Source organism: Vreelandella nigrificans (assembly GCF_002374315.1).
GTDB lineage: Bacteria > Pseudomonadota > Gammaproteobacteria > Pseudomonadales > Halomonadaceae > Vreelandella > Vreelandella nigrificans.
In genome coordinates this window covers 122,054-140,577 of the sequence record NZ_NWUX01000002.1, presented here as the reverse complement: position 1 = coordinate 140,577, position 18,524 = coordinate 122,054, and the positions used below count along the sequence as shown (strand labels likewise).

Here is an 18,524-nt window from a genome sequence, read left to right as displayed (position 1 = left end):
ACCATGGCACCTATCCTTTCCCCACAAATAGCCGCAGAGCCACACCTGGTTGCTACTTGGCAGTCGCGCCTATTTCGCAACATGCTAAATAACCGCAGTTTTGCGATTGGATTATTGATCATTACATCCCTAGGAATTGTGGCGCTTCTGGCACCTTGGTTAGCTCCCCATGATCCCTATCTACAGAATACCGCGAACCGTATGGTGCCACCCTTTTGGCACGAAACCGGAAGCTGGACACACCCACTAGGCACTGACCGCCTAGGCCGCGACTACTTAAGTCGACTGATTTATGGCACCCGAATTTCGCTCTTTATCGGCTTAGTAGTTGCACTAATTTCCGGGCTAATTGGCACTACTTTGGGGGTCCTGGCGGGCTACTTTGGCGGGCGTGTTGATGCGGTAGTGAGCTATCTACTCACCACGCGCCTAGCCATGCCGGTGGTGCTGGTGGCGCTTGCCATGGCCTCACTGATTGGCGGCTCGATGCTCACCGTCACGCTACTGTTAGGACTACTCCTCTGGGACCGCTTCGCCGTCGTTGCCCGCTCCGCCACCCAGCAATTACGTGACGCCGAGTATGTCCAAGCCGCTCGCGCATTGGGCTGCCCACTGCACTACATTCTTCTGCGCGAAGTACTCCCCAACATTGCAGGTGCGTTGATCGTGGTCGCCACGCTTGAGGTAGCCAACGCTATTTTGCTCGAAGCGACGCTGTCATTTTTGGGCATGGGCGTGCAGCCACCACTACCCTCCTGGGGGCTCATGATCGCCGAAGGCAAAGCCTATATGTTCTTTCAGCCGTGGGTGATTACGATTCCCGGCAGCGCGCTATTTATGCTGGTGCTGGCAATTAACTTACTGGGCGACGGCCTACGCGACATTACTGTCCGGGGAGGCCGTAATGAGTAATTTATCCTCAACTGAGCGTTCAACAGCGCCAGCCTCACCGCTACTCAGCGTAAAACAGCTACGTGTTGATTTACCGGTAGCCAAAGGCACGCTTCATGCCGTGAGGGGCATCGACTTTCACGTTGAGCGCGGTGAAATGCTCTGCCTAGTGGGTGAGTCAGGGTGTGGCAAATCCATGACTTCATTGGCATTAATGGGCTTACTACCGCGCAAAGCGCAAATCAACGCCGACTGCCTTAACTTTGACGGCATTGATCTACTCACGATGACAGAGCACGAGCGTAGCAACCTGCGTGGTGCTCGCATGGCAATGATTTTTCAAGAACCCATGACCGCGCTTAATCCTGCCTATACCTTGGGCAATCAGCTCTGCGAGGCCTTGCGCCGACACCAACGGGTATCGCGCAAAGCCGCCCATGACCGCGCAGTTTATTTATTGGAGCGGGTGGGCATCAGCGCTGCCGCCGAACGCATGCGCCAGTACCCCCACCAGCTCTCAGGTGGGCTGCGCCAACGGGTGATGATCGCCATGGCGCTAATGTGCGAACCCGATTTGATCATTGCCGATGAGCCTACCACAGCTCTAGACGTTACAATTCAGGCGCAAATCCTGCACTTGTTGCGTGATCTCCAACAGGAGTTTGGTACCGCGGTTATCTTTATCACCCATGACCTAGGCGTTGTTGCGCGCATCGCCGACCGAGTCGCCGTGATGTATGCCGGCGAAGTCATTGAAACCGCATCCGCGCAAGCGCTCTTTAAGACCCCCAGCCATCCCTACACTCAAGGGTTGTTGAGATGCATACCGTCACCAGGAAAAACACCACCGGGCAGCCGCTTACAGGCCATTCCAGGCGTGGTGCCCAGTTTGGTAGGTAAGCTCCATGGCTGTGCCTTCTGTAATCGCTGCGATCAAGCAGATGAAATCTGCCAAACCACTCCCCCCTTACACCCTATCGCCAGCGGGCACTCTGCACGCTGCCATTTTGCTCATCCGCTAGCGAGTTCTGCACAGATAAACACGCCGGAGGTAGTGTCATGAGCTCCCCTTCTACTGTGACCAATAGTAGCGATCCTCTTGCTCTTGAGCTGTGCTCGCTATCAAAAACCTTCACGCTGGGTGGCGGCATGCTGCATAAAAGCCGCACCTTACAGGCGGTAAAGGATGTATCGCTGCGTGTTCCCCAAGGCCAAGTGATGGGGCTGGTGGGTGAGTCGGGCTGTGGTAAAAGTACCTTAGCTAAAATGTTGCTGGGGCTGACATCCCCTAGCTCAGGCGATGTACTGATTAATGGTAAAGCCATTGCGAATGCGAACCAAAAAGCACTGGCCCGTCATATTCAGCCGATTTTCCAGGACCCTTACTCCTCGCTTAACCCTCGCCAGCGAATTGCCCAGATCGTCGGTTTACCGCTGCGTATCCACGCCATTGGCACACCCAAGGAGCAGGCCGTCAAGGTTGACGAGATGCTCGAGATGGTCGGGCTGCCTAAACGGGCTGCCCAGCAATACCCTGGGCAAATGTCCGGTGGTCAGCGCCAGCGGGTAGCGATTGCGCGGGCGCTGATTATGCGCCCTGACCTGGTGATTTGTGACGAACCCACCTCTGCATTGGATGTGTCGGTTCAGGCCCAGATACTCAATCTACTGCTCGACCTGAAAGATGAGTTCGGTCTCACCTATCTGTTTATTAGCCACGATCTCGCTGTGGTTGAGCACCTAGCAGACCGGCTTGCGGTGATGTATCTAGGCCAGATTGTGGAAGAAGGTACCCGTGAGCAAATCTTCACAGCGCCTCGTCACCCTTACACCCAAGCGTTGCTCGCTTCTGCGCTAACCCCAGAGCCTGATTTAGGTGTACCCGATATTGGGCTGGGAGCGGGCCAACCAGACCCGAGTCGACCACCCTCTGGCTGTGCCTTCCATCCCCGCTGCCCGATGGCTCAACCAGAATGTTCACAGCAAGCCCCCGCTCTGAGTGCTCTTGATCAAGCGACTCCTAAGAGCAATCAGGTGCGTGTCGCCTGCCACTTTTCCTAAATAAGGTTAACCAACACCTAACGTCAAAAGGAATATTTATGTCGCGCCAACACGCCCTGGACAATGCCAAAGCCTATTTTGACAGCGGTGAGTTTTATGCTCAGCTTGCACCACGCATCGCCAACCGCAGCGAAAGCCAGGAACCCGATCGGCTAAAGGAACTGCGCAGTTATCTGACTCAACACATCATCCCTGACATTGAACAGCTCGGTTTTACATGGGAAATTATCGATAATCCAGTGGCAGGTTTTGGACCCTTTCTTATCGCGGAAAGAGTTGAGCCAGAGGCCACCTTCAGCGTATTAACCTACGGCCATGGTGATGTAATACGCGGTTATGACGACCAGTGGGCCGAAGGGCTGTCGCCTTGGCAGATTACCCAGCAGGGGGATCGCTGGTATGGACGCGGCACCGCTGACAACAAAGGCCAACACACCATCAATTTAGCCGCGCTGGGCTGTGTGTTAAAAGCTAGCGGTGGGCGCCTGGGTTATAACGTTAAGCTGGTATTGGAAATGGGTGAAGAAACCGGCTCCCCTGGCTTAAAAGAGATCTGCCACCGCTACCGCGAGCGTTTAGCAGCCGATGTATTTATTGCTTCGGATGGCCCCCGCTTAAACGCCGACTCACCCACCCTGTTTTTAGGTTCACGGGGGTCATTCAATTTCGACCTTAAACTTCAGGCCCGGGAAGGCGCCCACCACTCTGGCAACTGGGGTGGGGTACTAAAAAATCCAGCGGTACGCTTGGCCAATGCCCTAAGCACACTGGTAGATGCCAACGGTGTGATTCAGATACAGGGGCTACGCCCTGCGCCTATTCCTGATGCCGTACGGCATGCTCTTGCCTCCCTCAAGGTCGGCATCGGAGACAACGCCCCCGCCATCGAAACCGACTGGGGGGAGCCTGGGTTATCCCCCGCTGAGCGGCTGTTTGGCTGGAATACGCTCGAGGTGCTCGCCATGAAAGCAGGCAACCCTGACGCTCCAGCCAATGCGATTCCACCCCACGCTTACGCCCATTGCCAGTTACGCTACGTGGTCGGTAGCGACCAGGATAACTTTCTTGCCCACTTGCGCCATCACCTGGATCAACACGGCTATAGCGATATCGAGGTAAGCACGGCGCGCATGTCGCAAATGGCCGCAACCCGGCTTGATCCTGAAGACCCCTGGGTGACCTGGGCATTAGCTTCAATACAGCTTTCGACCAATAAAACGCCCACATTATTGCCTAACCTGGGAGGCTCGTTACCCAATGATGTATTTGCCGAAACGCTGGGCTTACCGACACTATGGGTTCCCCACTCTTACCCCTCCTGCTCGCAGCATGCCCCTGACGAACACCTACTGGGGAGTATTGCTTCGGAAGCACTTATATTAATGGCAGGACTATTTTGGGATCTTACTACTCAGGGAACAGAAATTAACAAGGAGCGAGCCTCATGCAAGGCCCACTAATACAACAAGTCTGTCATTGGCTAGAGGGGCAACAGCAGGAGATGGTTGACTGCTTGGAGGCCCTGGTCAATATCGATTCCAACAGCTACGACAAAGCGGGTACGGATGCGGTTGCTGATCTTATTACCCAGTGGCTCGAGCAGGATGGCATCACCGTTATCCGCCACCTGCGCCCCAACTCAGGCGATATTTTAGAGGCACAACTGGGGGGAGCTAACCAAAGCCATGCGCTAATAATGGGCCACCGGGATACGGTTTTCCCGACCGGAACAGTGGCTAGCCGAGGCTATACCCAAAAAGACAACACCGGCTTTGGCCCTGGCGTTGCTGATATGAAAAGCGGCTTGGTAATGAACTGCTTTGTGCTACGCGCATTAAGCCGATTTCCCAACTGCCCACTGCCTGTTCGTGCACTGTTTACCGCTGATGAAGAGATAGGCTCACCAGATGGACGAGCCTTTATTGAAGCCGCCGCCCAGGGCGCCCAGGCCGTTTTGAATGTCGAACCTGGGCGGGTCAGCGGCAATGTGGTGACAGGGCGTAAAGGAGGCGCCGGCTTTTTAATTGAGGTCACTGGCAAAGCCGCCCACGCCGGCGTTAGCCATGCCGATGGCGCCAGCGCGATCGAAGCTCTCGCCAGAAAAATCATCAAGCTGCATGCTTTGACCGATTACAATACAGGCATCACCACCAATGTGGGCACCATCACCGGCGGCGTATCACGCAATACCGTCGCGCCTTCCGCGTCTGCACAGCTGGATGTTCGCTTTGTGACCACCGCGCAGCGTGACCAGCTTTATCAAACCATTGAGGCGATAATCGCCGAACCCGACCTTCCCGGCACTGTGGCAACCATCAAGCAAACATCGGAGTTCTACCCTCTCGAAGAGCGTATGAGCAGTGCGCTATTTGAGCTTTATCAGGCCCAGGCTAAGGCCATCGGTTTTGATGTTGATGGCGAATTCACCGGTGGCTGCTCTGACGCGGGTTGGACGGCCAGCTTAGGCATCCCCACCTTATGTGGACTCGGCCCAGTAGGCGCAAAAATGCATACTGATGAGGAGTACTGCTTACTCGATACACTGGTGCCACGCACTCAAGCACTTGCTGCTACCTTGTTAAGCTTAAAAGATTGAATGAACAAGATTGCCTTTATCAAACACTAGGTCTGCTCTTAGGCTGGCGGTGGCAAAGTGACGGTTCGGCGGCTACTTTAAATAAGCAGTACTTTTACACTACTTCCATGGATTCGGGAGAGCATCACAATGCGCTATTCAACGTCACTTACCGTTATTGCCGCCTCGCTACTTGTCAGTGCCGCAGCACAGGCCAATGAAACCCTTGATGTAGAGATGCATAAAGTCAGCGCTGAAGGGATCGAGGAATCAATAGGCACCGTTTCATTAGAAAGCACCGAGCATGGCTTGTTGCTAACCCCCTCACTAACGGATCTTGAGCCCGGTGTTTACGGATTTCATGTCCATGAGAATGCGAGCTGTGATCCCGCCGAGAACGAAGATGGCGAAATGACCGCTGCCCAGGCCGCAGGCGGTCACTATGATCCAGAAGAAACCGGCACCCACCAAGGACCCTACGGTGACGGCCACCTGGGCGACCTACCAGTGCTTACCGTAAATGATGATGGCGAAGCTAACCTGCCGGTTTTGGCACCACGCCTGGGCATGGAAGATATGCCAGGTCGTAGCTTGATGATTCATGAAGGCGGCGATACATATTCAGATGAGCCACACCTAGGCGGCGGCGGTGGTCGTATGGCCTGTGGTGTTGTTGAATCTTAAGTATAAATTAGGAAGTTTTAAGCGAAGAGTGAAATTGCAAAACAGATGAAGTTCCAAACTATAAAGTGGGCGGCCTCTTGGCTGCCCATTTTTTATTAGCAACCCACTAAAGTCTAACTGTGATTTTATAACACTTGTCGGTACATTCATCCCGGCTGAAAAAGTACCTACTTGTGTGCCACAAGCACGCTTGTATGCTCCTCGCCATTACCGGCAATTACTCCTCACAGCTCTGGGTACCTTAGATGATTACCTTTATTGTATCGATCCTGCTGCTGATCGTGGGTTACTTTACCTACGGGAAGTTCGTTGAACGTGTGTTTGTGGCTGACCGCAAACGTCAGACCCCCGCCTTCAGCATGCGTGACAACATCGACTATGTGCCGATGAACACCACACGCAATTCACTTATTCAGCTACTCAATATTGCGGGTGTGGGTCCGATTTTCGGCCCCATTCTTGGCGCGCTATATGGTCCAGTAGCCTTTGTATGGATTGTGATTGGCTGTATTTTCGCCGGTGCCGTGCATGACTACCTAACCGGAATGATCTCAATTCGCAACCATGGTGCCCATTTACCCCAGTTGGCGGGCAAGTTTCTGGGCAAAGCGATGAAGCATGTGGTCAACGGTTTTGCGATTCTGCTGCTGCTGTTAGTCGGCACCGTGTTTGTCACGTCACCAGCGGCGTTGTTATCCAACATGACGTCTCTGTCATTGACGCTGATTATTGTCGCTATCTTTATTTACTATCTGATCGCCACGCTGCTGCCGATCGATAAGGTCATTGGCCGTATCTATCCCTACTTCGGTGCGCTGCTGCTGTTTAGTGCCGCGGGCATCGGTATTGGCATGATAGTAACAGGCGCGCCAATTCCTGAACTCTCATTTGAGAACATGCACCCGGATAACGCCCCCCTATTTCCGCTGCTATTTTTAACCATCTCCTGCGGCGCGCTTTCCGGCTTCCACGCCACCCAGACACCGATCATTTCGCGCACCACTAAAAATGAAACCAATGGCCGCAAAATTTTCTACGGCATGATGATTACCGAAGGCATCATCGCCATGATCTGGGCAGCTGCCGCCATGAGTCTGTTCTATGGCGACCAATCACTTTCTGCCGTACTGGCTACTGGTGGCCCCGCAGCGGTGGTAAGCGAAGTTTCCATCACCATGCTGGGTGCGATTGGCGGAACGCTGGCAGTGCTAGGCGTTATTGTGCTGCCAATCACCTCTGGCGACACGGCTTTCCGCAGTGCGCGGATGATTATCGCCGACTATATTAAGATCGATCAAAAGCCGATCATTAAGCGCATCATGGTCGCACTGCCGCTATTTGTGGTGTCCTACGCACTTACCCATATGGACTTCACGCTGCTGTGGCGCTACTTCTCCTGGGCCAACCAAACTACCGCGGTCATCGCACTGTGGGTAGGTACCATGTACTTAGTGCTGTCGCGTAAGCCGCACTGGATTACCTCTATCCCAGCCACTTTTATGACCATGGCAACCTTTACCTACTTAGCTTACGCACCGATCGGTTTTGGTCTGCCGATGCACTTAAGCTATGTGGTGGCTGCGCTGGGAACGCTAGTATGTATCGCACTGTTTATGAAGCGTGTACGCCGCTTGAGCCGCACAACCTTTGCGGTTGACGAGCCCGCAGAGCACTTCAACACAAATCATACGGCTAGCACGGGGAACGAAGGCCTCGCTACCGTCAGTAAATAACTCTCCCCGCCAGGCAGCATACGCTGCCTGGTTGCTATTTAAGCGCCGAACTGTTCGGCGCTTTTTTTATACCTGTTAATCACCTGTTTAACCGCCTGCATTTCCCGTCTTGTGCTGACATCGACATTGCTGCCTTGCACATAAACGTTATATCATAACGATTGTGTGCGATTGAATTGACTCAGCAAGAGATGTTGTCAATGTGCAGTGAACCCGTGTTATCCGTGCGTGACTTATGCATTCAAATTGGCCGTCAGCAGGTCGTTGATGGGCTCTCCTTCGATGTCATGCCCGGTGAGCGTGCCTGCCTGTTAGGCGCATCAGGTTCGGGCAAATCGTTCACAGCCAAGGCGGTACTCGGGCTTTTGCCACCGAATGCCCAGGTATCAGGCAGCATTCGTATCCAGGGCCAAGAGGCCATAGCGATACCCGCTGCACGGCGACGTGCTGATACCCGCGTCTCAATGGTATTTCAAGACTCGCTCTCAGCCCTTAACCCACTCGTCTCTATTGGCGCGCAGTTGCGCGAGCCTTTTTCACGCCACCATGGTCTGTCGCGCAAAGCCGCAACGCATGCAGCTGTGTCGCTGTTAGCAGCCATGGGCTTGCCTGACCCACAGCGGTTAATAAAGCGCACTCCCGCTGAGCTTTCCGGCGGCCAGCGCCAACGGGTCTGTATTGCCCTGGCCATGGCGTGCAAGACATCGTTGATGGTCGCAGATGAACCAACTACCGCTCTAGATGTGGTCACTCAAGCCCAGGTACTGGGCGCGTTACGCGAACATACTGGCACCTCGGGCACCGCTATGCTGTTTATTACCCACGACCTTCACGCAGCCTCTCAGCTATGCCAGCGGGCGGTGATTATTGAGCGCGGCGTAATGATCGAAAGCGGTGATTTAGATACGCTGATTACCTCTCCTCAGCATCCCTTTACCCAGGAGCTGGTCGCCGCCGCACATAGCGTGCAGCCCTCTAAGCTAAACGCTGCTGACTCCTTTGCATCCATCGACTATCGAAAGAGCGCCTAGATGCAAAGCCCAATACTGTCCGACGCTAGAGAAGCGTTTCTTTCGGCGCGCGGGTTGAACAAGAGCGTCTCCCTACCCCGCGAGGTATTTTGGCGAGCGGGTGAGCGTAAGCAGGTCATGAACAATATCGACCTGACGCTTTATCCCGGCGAGCGAGTAGGACTAGTCGGCTTATCCGGCTCGGGTAAAACCACGCTACTGCGCTCGCTATTGGCGATTGAAGCGCCGGACTCAGGGACAATTACCTGCCAGCAAAGAGACGTACGCCCTGCTTCCACGGCCAAACTCAGATGGTACCGCCAGGCGGTTCAGTATATTCCCCAAGACCCTGTCTCATCCCTTGACCCACGGATGAGCGTTCGCGCCTTGGTGGCAGAGCCACTTATCCGGCTACGCGTCGACTGTAATCCTGAAGAGCGTGCACGGGAAGCACTGGAGCAGGTTGGATTGGATGCTCAGTTTTTGGACCGTCATCCCCATGAACTTTCAGGTGGCCAGGCCCAGCGGGTGGCTATTGCCCGCGCAATTGCTACCCGCCCGCGCTTTTTGTTGGCCGATGAACCGCTCAGCGGCCTTGATCTACCGGTTCGTGCTCAGGTCATCAGCGTACTCAAGCAACTTTGCGATGAAAGCGGTACCGGATTACTGATGGTCTCGCACGATTTATCGGTAGTCACCAAACTCTGCCAACGTACCTTAGTGATGGATGACGGCAACATTGTGGAAGACCAACCAACGGCCTCGCTATGGCGCAACCCCCAACACCCAATAACGCTGGCGTTAATCAACGCGGTCACACAATTGCCCACATGTGCTCTTCCCAGCTGCAATGCAGCGGAAGTTGGAGCGCTTTTATAAAAGATTCGTGATTTACCCACCGTGGCTTTCTCAACCTATTCGCTCAATACAGCATTTGAACACTGGTTAACCCCACGGTTACGCCGTTGCTTATCCCTTTTACTCGTTAACTTTTATACTTAGGAGTCGTTACGATGCTTCGCCGCCCGCTTCGCCTTTCGCTACCCGTCGCCCTTGCCACGCCGCTACTACTTGCCGGTTGTTTTGATCAGCAGCGCGACACTACCTCCACCGAATCAGGTGAGCGTATCAGCGTGGCAATGCTTCAGCCACCGCGCTCAGGGCTAACACCGCTTTCCGACGATGCTTTTAAACTGTCGCGCTGGAGCATGGCGGAAACGCTGATTCGCCTGGATGCCAATAGCGACCCTCAGCCCTTTTTAGCCACCGAATGGGAACAACTGGACGCCAACACCTGGCGCTTTGTGATTCGCGACGGTGTGACGTTTCATGATGGCAGCGAGCTAACTGCCCAAAACGTGGTGAACGCCCTCACAGCGGCTACTCAGGCAGCTCCGAAACCTAGGATTTTAGACGGCGTGAACATGACCATCGAAGTCGATGGTGATAACGCGGTGCTTGTACACACGGAAAGCGCCGACCCACTGATCCCCAACCGCCTTTCAAGCCCGCAATTAGCGATTCTAGCCGCTAGCGCCTACGGTGAAGATGGCCGCATTAACCCTATCGAAGCAGGTACCGGCCCCTTTGTGCTGAAAGAGATCAACGGCACCACCAGCGCCAAGCTTGACCGCTATGACGACTACTGGGGCGAGCCTGCCGCGGTGGCCGGTATTGATGCCGACTATGTGCCCGATGGTACCGCCCGAGCGGCAGCCTTGAGAACTGGCGCAGCCGATGTAGTGGAAGCGATTCCGGTCTCCCAAGTGGCACTGCTCGACCCCGAGCTAGTCCACGAAGTGCCCATGCCACGCACCAATACGCTTTACCTGAATACCGAATCAGGCCCCATGACCGACCCCGGCCTGCGCGCTGCTGTACGTGAAGCGGTTGACCGCGCCACTATCGTCAATACCGTTTACGAAGGCCGCGCCGATATCGCCGAGGGGCTGCTTGGACCAGCGCTGGCCTGGGCAAGCGATTACCGCACGCCGATTGAGCCGCGCACCGAACCCACCGAGCCAAACGGCGCGGAGATTACCCTAGCGACCTTTACTGACCGCGCGGAGCTTCCCGAAGTCGCCGTACTGCTTGAGCAACAGCTCACCCGTGCAGGCTTCACTGTTAATCAGGAAGTGCGAGAGTACGCCCATATTGAAGCGGACGCCTTAGCGGGCCAGTTTGACGCCTTTATTCTCTCCCGCGCCACCGTCCTTGATTCCGGCGACCCCGTTGCCTATATGTTTAGCGACTTCGCCTGCGCAGGCTCCTTCAATATCGCCCAGCTATGCGACCCTGCCGTTGATGAGGCGCTGGCCAACGCCGCCGCACAGCCCACCGGTGACGCTCGCCGCCAGGCAATTATCGATGCTGAAGCGGCCATTTTACGCACCGATGCAGCTATCCCGATGCTCCATGAGCGGGTCATTCAAGGCGAATCAGCGCGGGTTTCCGACGCCGAGCGTGACCCGCGCGAGCGCGTGTTGATTACTGAAAAAACCGCTATCAACGCCGATAGTGAGTCTTAAAGGTATTCTGCGCATGATAACCGCAACACCGCTGCGCCTTTGGCGCAGCTTGCGCATAGAGCCTTTTATTCCGCTGCTCTCTCGCCTGGTAACGTTAGCCAGCGTGATCGTACTGGTCGGACTGCTGCCATGGTTATCCGGCCGGGACCCTGCGCTGAGCATTTTGCGCGCGCGCTCCGCCGAGCAGGAAGCCACGCCCGAGGTGCTGGCTGCCATTCGCGCCCAGCTTGGCCTGGATCTTGGCCCTTTTGAGAAGCTGCAAAGCTGGCTGATGGGGCTGCTGCAAGGCGATGCGGGTAACTCCTGGATTTCCGGCGCCCCCGTGCTGCCGGGCATGTTAAAAAGCGCCCAGGTCTCGCTCACTCTAATGGGCTTCGGCATGCTGGTGGCAGTGATTACCGCTACGCTGATTTGCGTGCCGGTGGTGCGTCGGGGCTTGAATGGGCAAGTTAGCCGCTCGTCCGGTGCGATTGGCGCAGCGCTGATAGCACTTCCCGAGTTTTTGCTGGCCTCAATACTGCTGGTGATATTTGCTGCCTGGCTAAACTGGTTACCACCCTACGGTTGGCGCGGTCTCAGCTACGTGGTGCTACCCGCCTTTGCGCTGGGTCTTCCGGCTGGCGGCTTATTAGGGCGTTTGTTTAGCGATGGGCTTTCGGCCACCTTTACCGAGCGCTGGGTGGCTACCTGGAACGTGGCTGGTTTTTCCCGCCCCCGAATCACCCTGGCAGCCCTACGCCGCACCCTGCCAAGCTTAATGCCCCAAGTGGGTATGGTCATGGTGGCCCTGACTGGTGGCGCAATTGCCGTGGAGCAGGTGTTCTCGATCCCCGGCCTTGGCCGGGCAACCCTTGGTGCCGCATCAGCCCAGGATATGCCTGCCCTGCAAACCGGCATTCTTATTCTGCTGATCATCGCCATTGTACTTGGCAGCCTGGCCAATATTGGTCGCGCGCTGTTGCTTGGCCGCGCCTTCAGGCTTGGGGCATTGCCGGTGGCCCATGCGGAACTGAATACTCAACGTTGGGCGTGGATCGTGCCGTCCATCTCTATTGTGTTACTGGTGGTGCTGGTAGTGGCAGGGATTACTCGCGACCCGTTTAACTCTGCGTTTATGCGCTTGGAGCCGCCGAGTTTAGCGCTACCGCTGGGTGCCGACGGCACAGGGCGCGATATTTTGGCGCGGGTGGCCCACGGAGCACTGTCCACCATGGGAATGGCCACGGTGGTGGTCTTCTTTTCACTGGTGCTGGGTCTGCTGATTGGTCTGGCTCCCAGGCTGGCCACTGGCCCCATTGAGATCACCAAGGCAACGCCCCCCACCATTGCCGGACTGATTGTCGCGGGCCTGATGGGGCCAAGCGCCAGCGGCGCTATTATTGCGGTCACTGCTGTGGCCTGGGCACCTCTTGCTGCCCATACTGCAGCGCTGGTAGCGGAGGTTAAAGCCCAGCCCCATGTACGTATCACGCCGATTCTAGGGGTTGGGCACTTTCGTTTGATGAGCCGCTATATTCTACCTGCCGTACTTGGCCCGGTGTTTCGTCATGCAATGCTGCGCTTACCTGGAGTAGCGCTTGCCTTGGCAGCGCTAGGTTTTCTTGGCCTTGGTCCGCGCCCACCCTCCCCAGAGTGGGGGCTGATACTCGCCGAGGGCATGCCCTACATTGAACGCGCCCCCTGGGCAGTGCTGATCCCCGCCCTAGCGTTAATATTGCTATCGGTATTGGCGGTATCGCTTTCCAGTATCGTGGGTGCCAGCAAGCCAGCTCGTTAAAAGGGCAGTATGAAGCCAAAAAACGAGGGGCGATGATATCGCCCCTCGTTCTATTACCCATTAACTGATCATTACCAATTAACTAGCTATTACCAATTAACTTAGCTATTACCAGCTAACTAACGCTAGGCCTTACGGATCAAGTATTAAAAGTGGTAACGCGCGCCAGTCAACCAATACAGATCCTCTGATAACCCTTCGGCGTTTTCCGGTCTTGGAACATCACCATCGGCCAGCTCAACAAACAGGTCAAAGGCGCTGGACACTTTATAGTAGGCGCCAGCCGCCCAAGCATTGCTGTTGGCTTCATTATCCCGGTTTACATGGTAATAGTCGGCAGTAAACGCCCAGGGGCCGGTGGCGTAAGTACCGCCCACCCCAGTCGTTTCAAAGCCGCCTCCATAAGTATCACTGCTATCTTGAGTCTCAAAACCAAGGCGAGCGACGAATTGGTCGGTGAATGCATAGGACCCCATAAGTCCGTAGAGCATTTCACCATTTCCATTTCCGCGCACCTTGTCATCCACCGCTCCAAAGCCAATGGTTAAAGGGCCTTGCTGGTATTGAACACCGCCTTGCGCAGCCACCACGCTGCCTTTCTCTCGCTGCTCGTCGAGTAAACGGCCTCTTTCGCTGTAATGCTTCAACTGCACAAACGAGGTAAACCCATTGACCGTTGGGGTGTAATAACCAATAGAGTCGCCCCGAGACTGAATATTGCTCGAATTGAAGAGCAGTCCTCTATCCAGATAAACGTCAAACGGTGCGGATACAAACTGATAGTAGAGACTGTCGAAATTACCTGCCTGCACGGTACCGTAGCGCTGACTCGCTAACCCTATGTAGCTTTGACGAAGCTCTCTGAAACCTTGATCGAGTTGCCGCTCATCCCCCTTAAAGCGCCACTCAAGCCGGCCAAATGCTGACACATCCTCAGTGATCATTTGCTCCAGACGAAAACCAAGTCGCGAGTAAACGTCTTGGAACTCAGCGCTATTATTAACTCGGTTACCCTCACTATCAAACTCGGCACCACCACCAGATATACCCATGGAAATACGCCCATAGATATCGAGTTTTGTTCCAGCTTGATCATAGATCGGCGTGGCCTGTGCGGACGCTCCCCAAAGCATGCCAATAGCCAAAACAGCCGAGTGAACTGATCTCATTCCCTATATCCTTTTGCATTAAGTTATTGATAGAACTTGTGAGTATTCTACTTGATAGCCAATTCGAAATCGCTACATTATAACATTTCTGCAAATGTACTAACACTTCCTAGCCGCCCCCGCGGCACAGGGGCACCAAGGCAATTACTCCGTACGCCATGTCACTTCGCCTAAATACTCCTCCAGCCGGTAGCAGCCAACAATTTATATAGCCCGCAGTGAAAGCCACCCGGATAGCGAAACGCAAAACGGGCAGCCTATAGGCTGCCCGTTTTGCGTTGCATAGGTTAGCTAAGCTAAAAAAGCTTGCTAAGGACTCAGCTTAAGAAATTACTCATCGCCGGCCATCTGCATTTGGCGCTGCAGGTAGTTTTGAATGCCCACCTGGTCAATCAATTTTAGCTCGGTTTCGATATGGTCGATATGGCTCTCTTCATCGGCAAGCAAATCACGCAGCAGATCTCGAGTAACGTAATCTTTAACGCTTTCGCAGTAGGTAATTGCTTCGATGTAGTCGTTGCGGCCATCGTGCTCAATTTTTAGATCACTCTCAAGCATCTCTTTGACGTTTTCGCCAATATGAAGCTTGCCAAGGTCTTGTAGGTTGGGAATACCTTCCAGGAAAAGAATGCGCTCAATGATTTTATCAGCGTGCTGCATCTCTTCGATAGATTCATCGTACTCCCACTTGGCAAGTGCTTTCAGGCCCCAATCTTTATACATTTTGGCATGCAAGAAATACTGGTTGATAGCGACCAGTTCGTTGCCAAGTGCTTTATTGAGATGCTGAATGACCGTTGGATCACCTTTCATGACGTCACCTTTTTCACTGTAATGCTGATAGTTAACAAGTACGATCAAGCAGTTACGTTAATGAAGGAGTATAGGCCATAGAAAGGCATACTCCCAATGTTATTGGGAGTATAGATTGGATAATAAAAAACTCAAGAAAATCATATATTTGCTAACGATAAATCTAACAATAGTGATTCGCGTCACACAGCATAAGCGAGTCCCATATCAGATTCTTGGCGAGCTTCTGACACAGCATCGCGGGTAACGGCTTTTGCATAGCACGCGCATTTACCACACTGCGTTGCACAACCGGTAGCTTCACGCACTTCTCGCCAGCTACGCGCGCCATCACTCACTTGCTGGCGAATTTGATGGTCGGTAACTCCCTTGCACACACATACGTACATGGCGACACCTCATAAAAGTCATGAGGTGAATGTAAATGATTCGCATACATCTTATCAAGTAGAAATTTATGCTTTTTAGCAACAATTATTCTTTGTCTTTAAATTATTCAGTCCAGACAGTGCGTTAACATTATATTAGGATCTATTGACATTTCATTATAAGCCGCTTAGTTCCATGAGTTACCGCATGAAACGCCAACAGATCCTAGCAACTGTAATCTATCGTTTAGGCAACACCACCGTGCGAGTATTTGAGGCAATATCAGGCCAGCTACGCCGCTCACCATCAAACAGCACCCACCAATACCCTAGGCCCAAAGCGGCAAGCGATAACCAAGCGGTCAAGCAGCGAACCACACTTTGCAGCGGTGTAATCGTGTAGCCATCTACCGTTTGTACCCGTAAACGCCACGTCTGCATTCCCAACGTCATACCGCCACGTGTCCAAGAAAAGGTAAAAAAGGCGATAGCAGATAGCACCAGTAGTACTCTTAAACTCCAGACCTCTAAAGCGCCCACGCCGATCTCCTCGGCATTTTGGCCGAGTACAAAACGAAAAAAAGCTACGTGAGCTACCGTGATCCCGATCCAGATAGCAGCGACTAAAAAACCATCATAAATCATTGCCCCCAGGCGGCGAGGCAGTGCGGCAGGCCAAGTGCTATCAAGCTGTGTTAAACGTCGTTGAACCATACAACTCTCTTCGTTACTAATGGGTTAGCCGTTACGGCGCAGGAAATAAACGCCCACTACTGCGCAGGCAAGCGTGGGAACCAATACGGCCCATACCGGTGAAAAACCAAAAATCGTCGATGCAGGCGCCAGTAAGTCCTGTACGTACTTGAAGAGCAGACCTGTCACTACCCCATAGAATACCCGGGTCCCTGCGGCGACTGTACGCAGCGGACCAAATACAAAGGAAGCCGCAATCAAGACCAAAGACCCCATGGTGAGTGGCAGCAGTACTTTTTGCCAAAAGTAGAGAAGCGGCTGATCAGCCTGAAGCCCTTGGCTTTTCAAAAAGTTAGCGTAGGCCCAAAGCTCACTGGGCGCTTGGCTTTGAATATCACGCAGCAGACGCTCCAACTGCGTTGGGGTCAATGCTGTTTCCCATACTACCTGTTCTTGGTAAGTCGCTTCTGTACGGTCTTCAAAAATATGCGTGGTTGTGACACTTTCTAGTTGCCACTCCCCCTCTTCCCAGTGGGCTCGGTTAGCATGCATAGCTTCAACAAGACGGCGCTCGTCGAAACGATAGCGGGTTAAGTCCAACACCACGTTATCCGCACGAATAGCGCCAAAGCGGTATACACTATCACCTTCAAACTGCCAGCCGCTGCGGCTAGTCAGCATGGTCCCCTCACCTTGACGCTGCTCTAAACGCCACGCTTCAGCAAACTGTTCAGTACGTGGGGTCACAAACTCAGCGATCAGTAACACTACGACCACAACCAGTAGTACCGGCTTCATCACCCCCCAGACAATACGTGCCAAGGAGCGCCCCGCCGCCCGCATTACCGTGAGTTCGTTACTGGACGCCATACTCCCCAGACCAATCAGCGCGCCAATTAGCACGGCTACCGGCGCGTATTGATAAAAGCGCCAGGGCAAACGCATTATCAAATAGAACAACACCCCTAAAGCAGTGTATTCACCTTGGGTGTCGCTCAGGTCACCGATGTAGGCAATAGTGATATCCAAGCCAAGTAGTACAACTTGCACCACAACAATGGCGGCTAAAACATTACGAGCAATATATCGATCCAGCCGATCAACGCTCATCAGTACATTCAGCATTAGCGCATCCCCTTGCGTTGCGAGCGCCACAGCAGTAAACATCCAAGCCCCAGGAACAGGGCATGCACTGGCCACACACCAATAAGAATTGGTAATGAGCCGTTACCAATCGCATCCACTGCCGCGAGTAGCAGGCTCAAATACGCGACATAAAGAAATATTGCGGGCAATAGCTTCGCAAAGCGGCCTTGGCGAGGATTAACACGGGAAAGCGGCTGAGCCAGCAGCGCTAAAATAAACACCATAAGAGGAAGGCTCGTTCGCCACTGAAACTGTGCCTGGGCGCGCGGCTCGGGATCATTCCACAGCGCCTGGGTGGTCGCATACTCCAGTGAGTCCAGTTCCTGACGGTCACGGCTTAGCCCCAAACGCAGCGTGTAACGCTCAAAGGTTAAACGTTCAGCCTCCTGTCGACCCGGCGTCACACCATAGCGTTCGCCATTCTCCAGCACTAAGAAGCGGCTGCCTGTTTCAATACGTGTCTCTTGGTGCCCAGAACCAGCCCGAGTTACATAGTTATGGGTGCTTTCCGCATTGGGCTGCGCCTGCTCATGAATCAACACCTCCTGCATTTGCCTACCATCGCTGCTGAAATCCCTAATATAGGCCGTACGACCACCCCCAAAGTCCTGAAAGCGCCCCGGTGCTAATATTGAAACATCCAAGCGGCTGCGCTGCTCTTCTAGCGTGGCCTCGGTCTGCAAGGCACCGGCAGGGGTTAACCACAGGCTGCAGACGCCGACTAAAATAGCGACTACTGAGGCAGGCAATAGCGTTACCCTCAAAAGCCGTGTGGGGCTCATGCCGCAGGCCACCATGACCGTAATTTCACTGTTCATATAGAGCTGGCCATAGGCCAGTAGAATGCCCAGGAAAAACGACAATGGCAGGATCAGCTCCATAAACCCCGGCAAGTGAAGAACCATCAAGCTGCCCAGAATAGTAACGGGAATATCGCCCTCTGCTGCATCGGCAAAGTAGCGGATAAAGCGACTACCCATGATGACCAGCAGTAAAATACCGGCCACGGCAGACATCGTAAGTAACACTTCGCGAGTTAAGTACCGAAATAAAATCAACGCACTCTCCGGCTAAAG

The 18,524-nt window shown here is 53.9% G+C and carries 17 protein-coding genes; 11 read left to right on the top strand and 6 right to left on the bottom strand.

The window, feature by feature from the left end; translation table 11 throughout:
* Positions 1–3 precede the first annotated feature (3 nt).
* From CPA45_RS03825 to CPA45_RS03775, 11 genes are all read left to right on the top strand, one after another.
* The gene (locus CPA45_RS03825) at positions 4–912 is read left to right on the top strand and encodes an ABC transporter permease (protein WP_096650320.1); all 909 of its coding nucleotides are present in this window, start codon (positions 4–6) and stop codon (positions 910–912) included.
* A complete protein-coding gene (locus tag CPA45_RS03820) occupies positions 905–1,954 on the top strand; it encodes an ABC transporter ATP-binding protein (RefSeq protein WP_096650319.1) in 1,050 nt (349 codons plus the stop codon). The genes CPA45_RS03825 and CPA45_RS03820 overlap by 8 nt, the downstream gene beginning before the upstream one ends.
* A complete protein-coding gene (locus CPA45_RS03815) occupies positions 1,951–2,952 on the top strand; it encodes an ABC transporter ATP-binding protein (RefSeq protein WP_096650318.1) in 1,002 nt (333 codons plus the stop codon). The genes CPA45_RS03820 and CPA45_RS03815 overlap by 4 nt, the downstream gene beginning before the upstream one ends.
* Before the next feature lie 38 nt (positions 2,953–2,990).
* A complete protein-coding gene (locus tag CPA45_RS03810) occupies positions 2,991–4,412 on the top strand; it encodes a M20 family metallopeptidase (protein ID WP_096650317.1) in 1,422 nt (473 codons plus the stop codon).
* The gene (locus CPA45_RS03805; RefSeq protein ID WP_096650316.1) at positions 4,397–5,548 is read left to right on the top strand and encodes a M20 family metallopeptidase; all 1,152 of its coding nucleotides are present in this window, start codon (positions 4,397–4,399) and stop codon (positions 5,546–5,548) included. The genes CPA45_RS03810 and CPA45_RS03805 overlap by 16 nt, the downstream gene beginning before the upstream one ends.
* A 129-nt stretch (positions 5,549–5,677) precedes the next feature.
* The gene (gene sodC, locus CPA45_RS03800) at positions 5,678–6,211 is read left to right on the top strand and encodes a superoxide dismutase family protein (protein WP_096650315.1); all 534 of its coding nucleotides are present in this window, start codon (positions 5,678–5,680) and stop codon (positions 6,209–6,211) included.
* 245 nt (positions 6,212–6,456) lie between these two features.
* Positions 6,457–7,944, top strand: a complete 1,488-nt coding sequence (locus tag CPA45_RS03795) for a carbon starvation CstA family protein (protein WP_096650314.1) — start codon at positions 6,457–6,459, stop codon at positions 7,942–7,944.
* Between the two features lie 200 nt (positions 7,945–8,144).
* A complete protein-coding gene (locus tag CPA45_RS03790) occupies positions 8,145–8,975 on the top strand; it encodes an ATP-binding cassette domain-containing protein (RefSeq protein ID WP_096650313.1) in 831 nt (276 codons plus the stop codon).
* Positions 8,976–9,833, top strand: a complete 858-nt coding sequence (locus CPA45_RS03785; protein ID WP_096650312.1) for an ABC transporter ATP-binding protein — start codon at positions 8,976–8,978, stop codon at positions 9,831–9,833. It abuts the gene before it with no gap.
* A 134-nt stretch (positions 9,834–9,967) separates the two neighbouring features.
* Entirely contained in the window at positions 9,968–11,482 is a 1,515-nt protein-coding gene (locus tag CPA45_RS03780) for an ABC transporter substrate-binding protein (protein WP_096650311.1), read from the top strand.
* Between the two features lie 13 nt (positions 11,483–11,495).
* Positions 11,496–13,259, top strand: a complete 1,764-nt coding sequence (locus CPA45_RS03775) for an ABC transporter permease subunit (RefSeq protein ID WP_096650310.1) — start codon at positions 11,496–11,498, stop codon at positions 13,257–13,259.
* Between the two features lie 146 nt (positions 13,260–13,405).
* Here CPA45_RS03775 and CPA45_RS03770 read toward each other — a convergent pair whose 3' ends face one another.
* The 6 genes from CPA45_RS03770 to lptF form a co-directional block, all read right to left on the bottom strand.
* Positions 13,406–14,428, bottom strand: coding sequence for a porin (locus CPA45_RS03770; RefSeq protein ID WP_096650309.1), 1,023 nt, complete (start codon positions 14,426–14,428; stop codon positions 13,406–13,408).
* Positions 14,429–14,758: 330 nt separating this feature from the next.
* Complete coding sequence (gene bfr, locus CPA45_RS03765; protein ID WP_078088692.1) at positions 14,759–15,241, bottom strand: bacterioferritin; 483 nt, start codon at positions 15,239–15,241, stop codon at positions 14,759–14,761.
* A gap of 182 nt (positions 15,242–15,423) precedes the next feature.
* Complete coding sequence (locus tag CPA45_RS03760) at positions 15,424–15,630, bottom strand: (2Fe-2S)-binding protein (RefSeq protein ID WP_096650308.1); 207 nt, start codon at positions 15,628–15,630, stop codon at positions 15,424–15,426.
* A 219-nt stretch (positions 15,631–15,849) separates the two neighbouring features.
* Entirely contained in the window at positions 15,850–16,323 is a 474-nt protein-coding gene (locus tag CPA45_RS03755) for an RDD family protein (RefSeq protein ID WP_096650307.1), read from the bottom strand.
* A gap of 24 nt (positions 16,324–16,347) precedes the next feature.
* A complete protein-coding gene (gene lptG, locus CPA45_RS03750) occupies positions 16,348–17,412 on the bottom strand; it encodes an LPS export ABC transporter permease LptG (RefSeq protein ID WP_096650590.1) in 1,065 nt (354 codons plus the stop codon).
* Positions 17,413–17,426: 14 nt separating this feature from the next.
* Positions 17,427–18,506, bottom strand: a complete 1,080-nt coding sequence (gene lptF / locus CPA45_RS03745) for an LPS export ABC transporter permease LptF (protein WP_096650306.1) — start codon at positions 18,504–18,506, stop codon at positions 17,427–17,429.
* Between the last annotated feature and the right edge of the window lie 18 nt (positions 18,507–18,524).

Coding starts and splice junctions, on each gene's coding strand:
- CPA45_RS03790 (WP_096650313.1), top strand. CDS start 8,145: ATGTGCAGTGAACCCGTGTTATCCGTGCGTGACTTATGCATTCAAATT.
- CPA45_RS03770 (WP_096650309.1), bottom strand. CDS start 14,428: ATGAGATCAGTTCACTCGGCTGTTTTGGCTATTGGCATGCTTTGGGGA.
- CPA45_RS03810 (WP_096650317.1), top strand. CDS start 2,991: ATGTCGCGCCAACACGCCCTGGACAATGCCAAAGCCTATTTTGACAGC.
- CPA45_RS03755 (WP_096650307.1), bottom strand. CDS start 16,323: ATGGTTCAACGACGTTTAACACAGCTTGATAGCACTTGGCCTGCCGCA.
- sodC (WP_096650315.1), top strand. CDS start 5,678: ATGCGCTATTCAACGTCACTTACCGTTATTGCCGCCTCGCTACTTGTC.
- CPA45_RS03805 (WP_096650316.1), top strand. CDS start 4,397: ATGCAAGGCCCACTAATACAACAAGTCTGTCATTGGCTAGAGGGGCAA.
- CPA45_RS03815 (WP_096650318.1), top strand. CDS start 1,951: ATGAGCTCCCCTTCTACTGTGACCAATAGTAGCGATCCTCTTGCTCTT.
- CPA45_RS03760 (WP_096650308.1), bottom strand. CDS start 15,630: ATGTACGTATGTGTGTGCAAGGGAGTTACCGACCATCAAATTCGCCAG.
- CPA45_RS03775 (WP_096650310.1), top strand. CDS start 11,496: ATGATAACCGCAACACCGCTGCGCCTTTGGCGCAGCTTGCGCATAGAG.
- CPA45_RS03825 (WP_096650320.1), top strand. CDS start 4: ATGGCACCTATCCTTTCCCCACAAATAGCCGCAGAGCCACACCTGGTT.
- bfr (WP_078088692.1), bottom strand. CDS start 15,241: ATGAAAGGTGATCCAACGGTCATTCAGCATCTCAATAAAGCACTTGGC.
- CPA45_RS03820 (WP_096650319.1), top strand. CDS start 905: ATGAGTAATTTATCCTCAACTGAGCGTTCAACAGCGCCAGCCTCACCG.
- lptG (WP_096650590.1), bottom strand. CDS start 17,412: ATGAGCGTTGATCGGCTGGATCGATATATTGCTCGTAATGTTTTAGCC.
- CPA45_RS03795 (WP_096650314.1), top strand. CDS start 6,457: ATGATTACCTTTATTGTATCGATCCTGCTGCTGATCGTGGGTTACTTT.
- CPA45_RS03785 (WP_096650312.1), top strand. CDS start 8,976: ATGCAAAGCCCAATACTGTCCGACGCTAGAGAAGCGTTTCTTTCGGCG.
- CPA45_RS03780 (WP_096650311.1), top strand. CDS start 9,968: ATGCTTCGCCGCCCGCTTCGCCTTTCGCTACCCGTCGCCCTTGCCACG.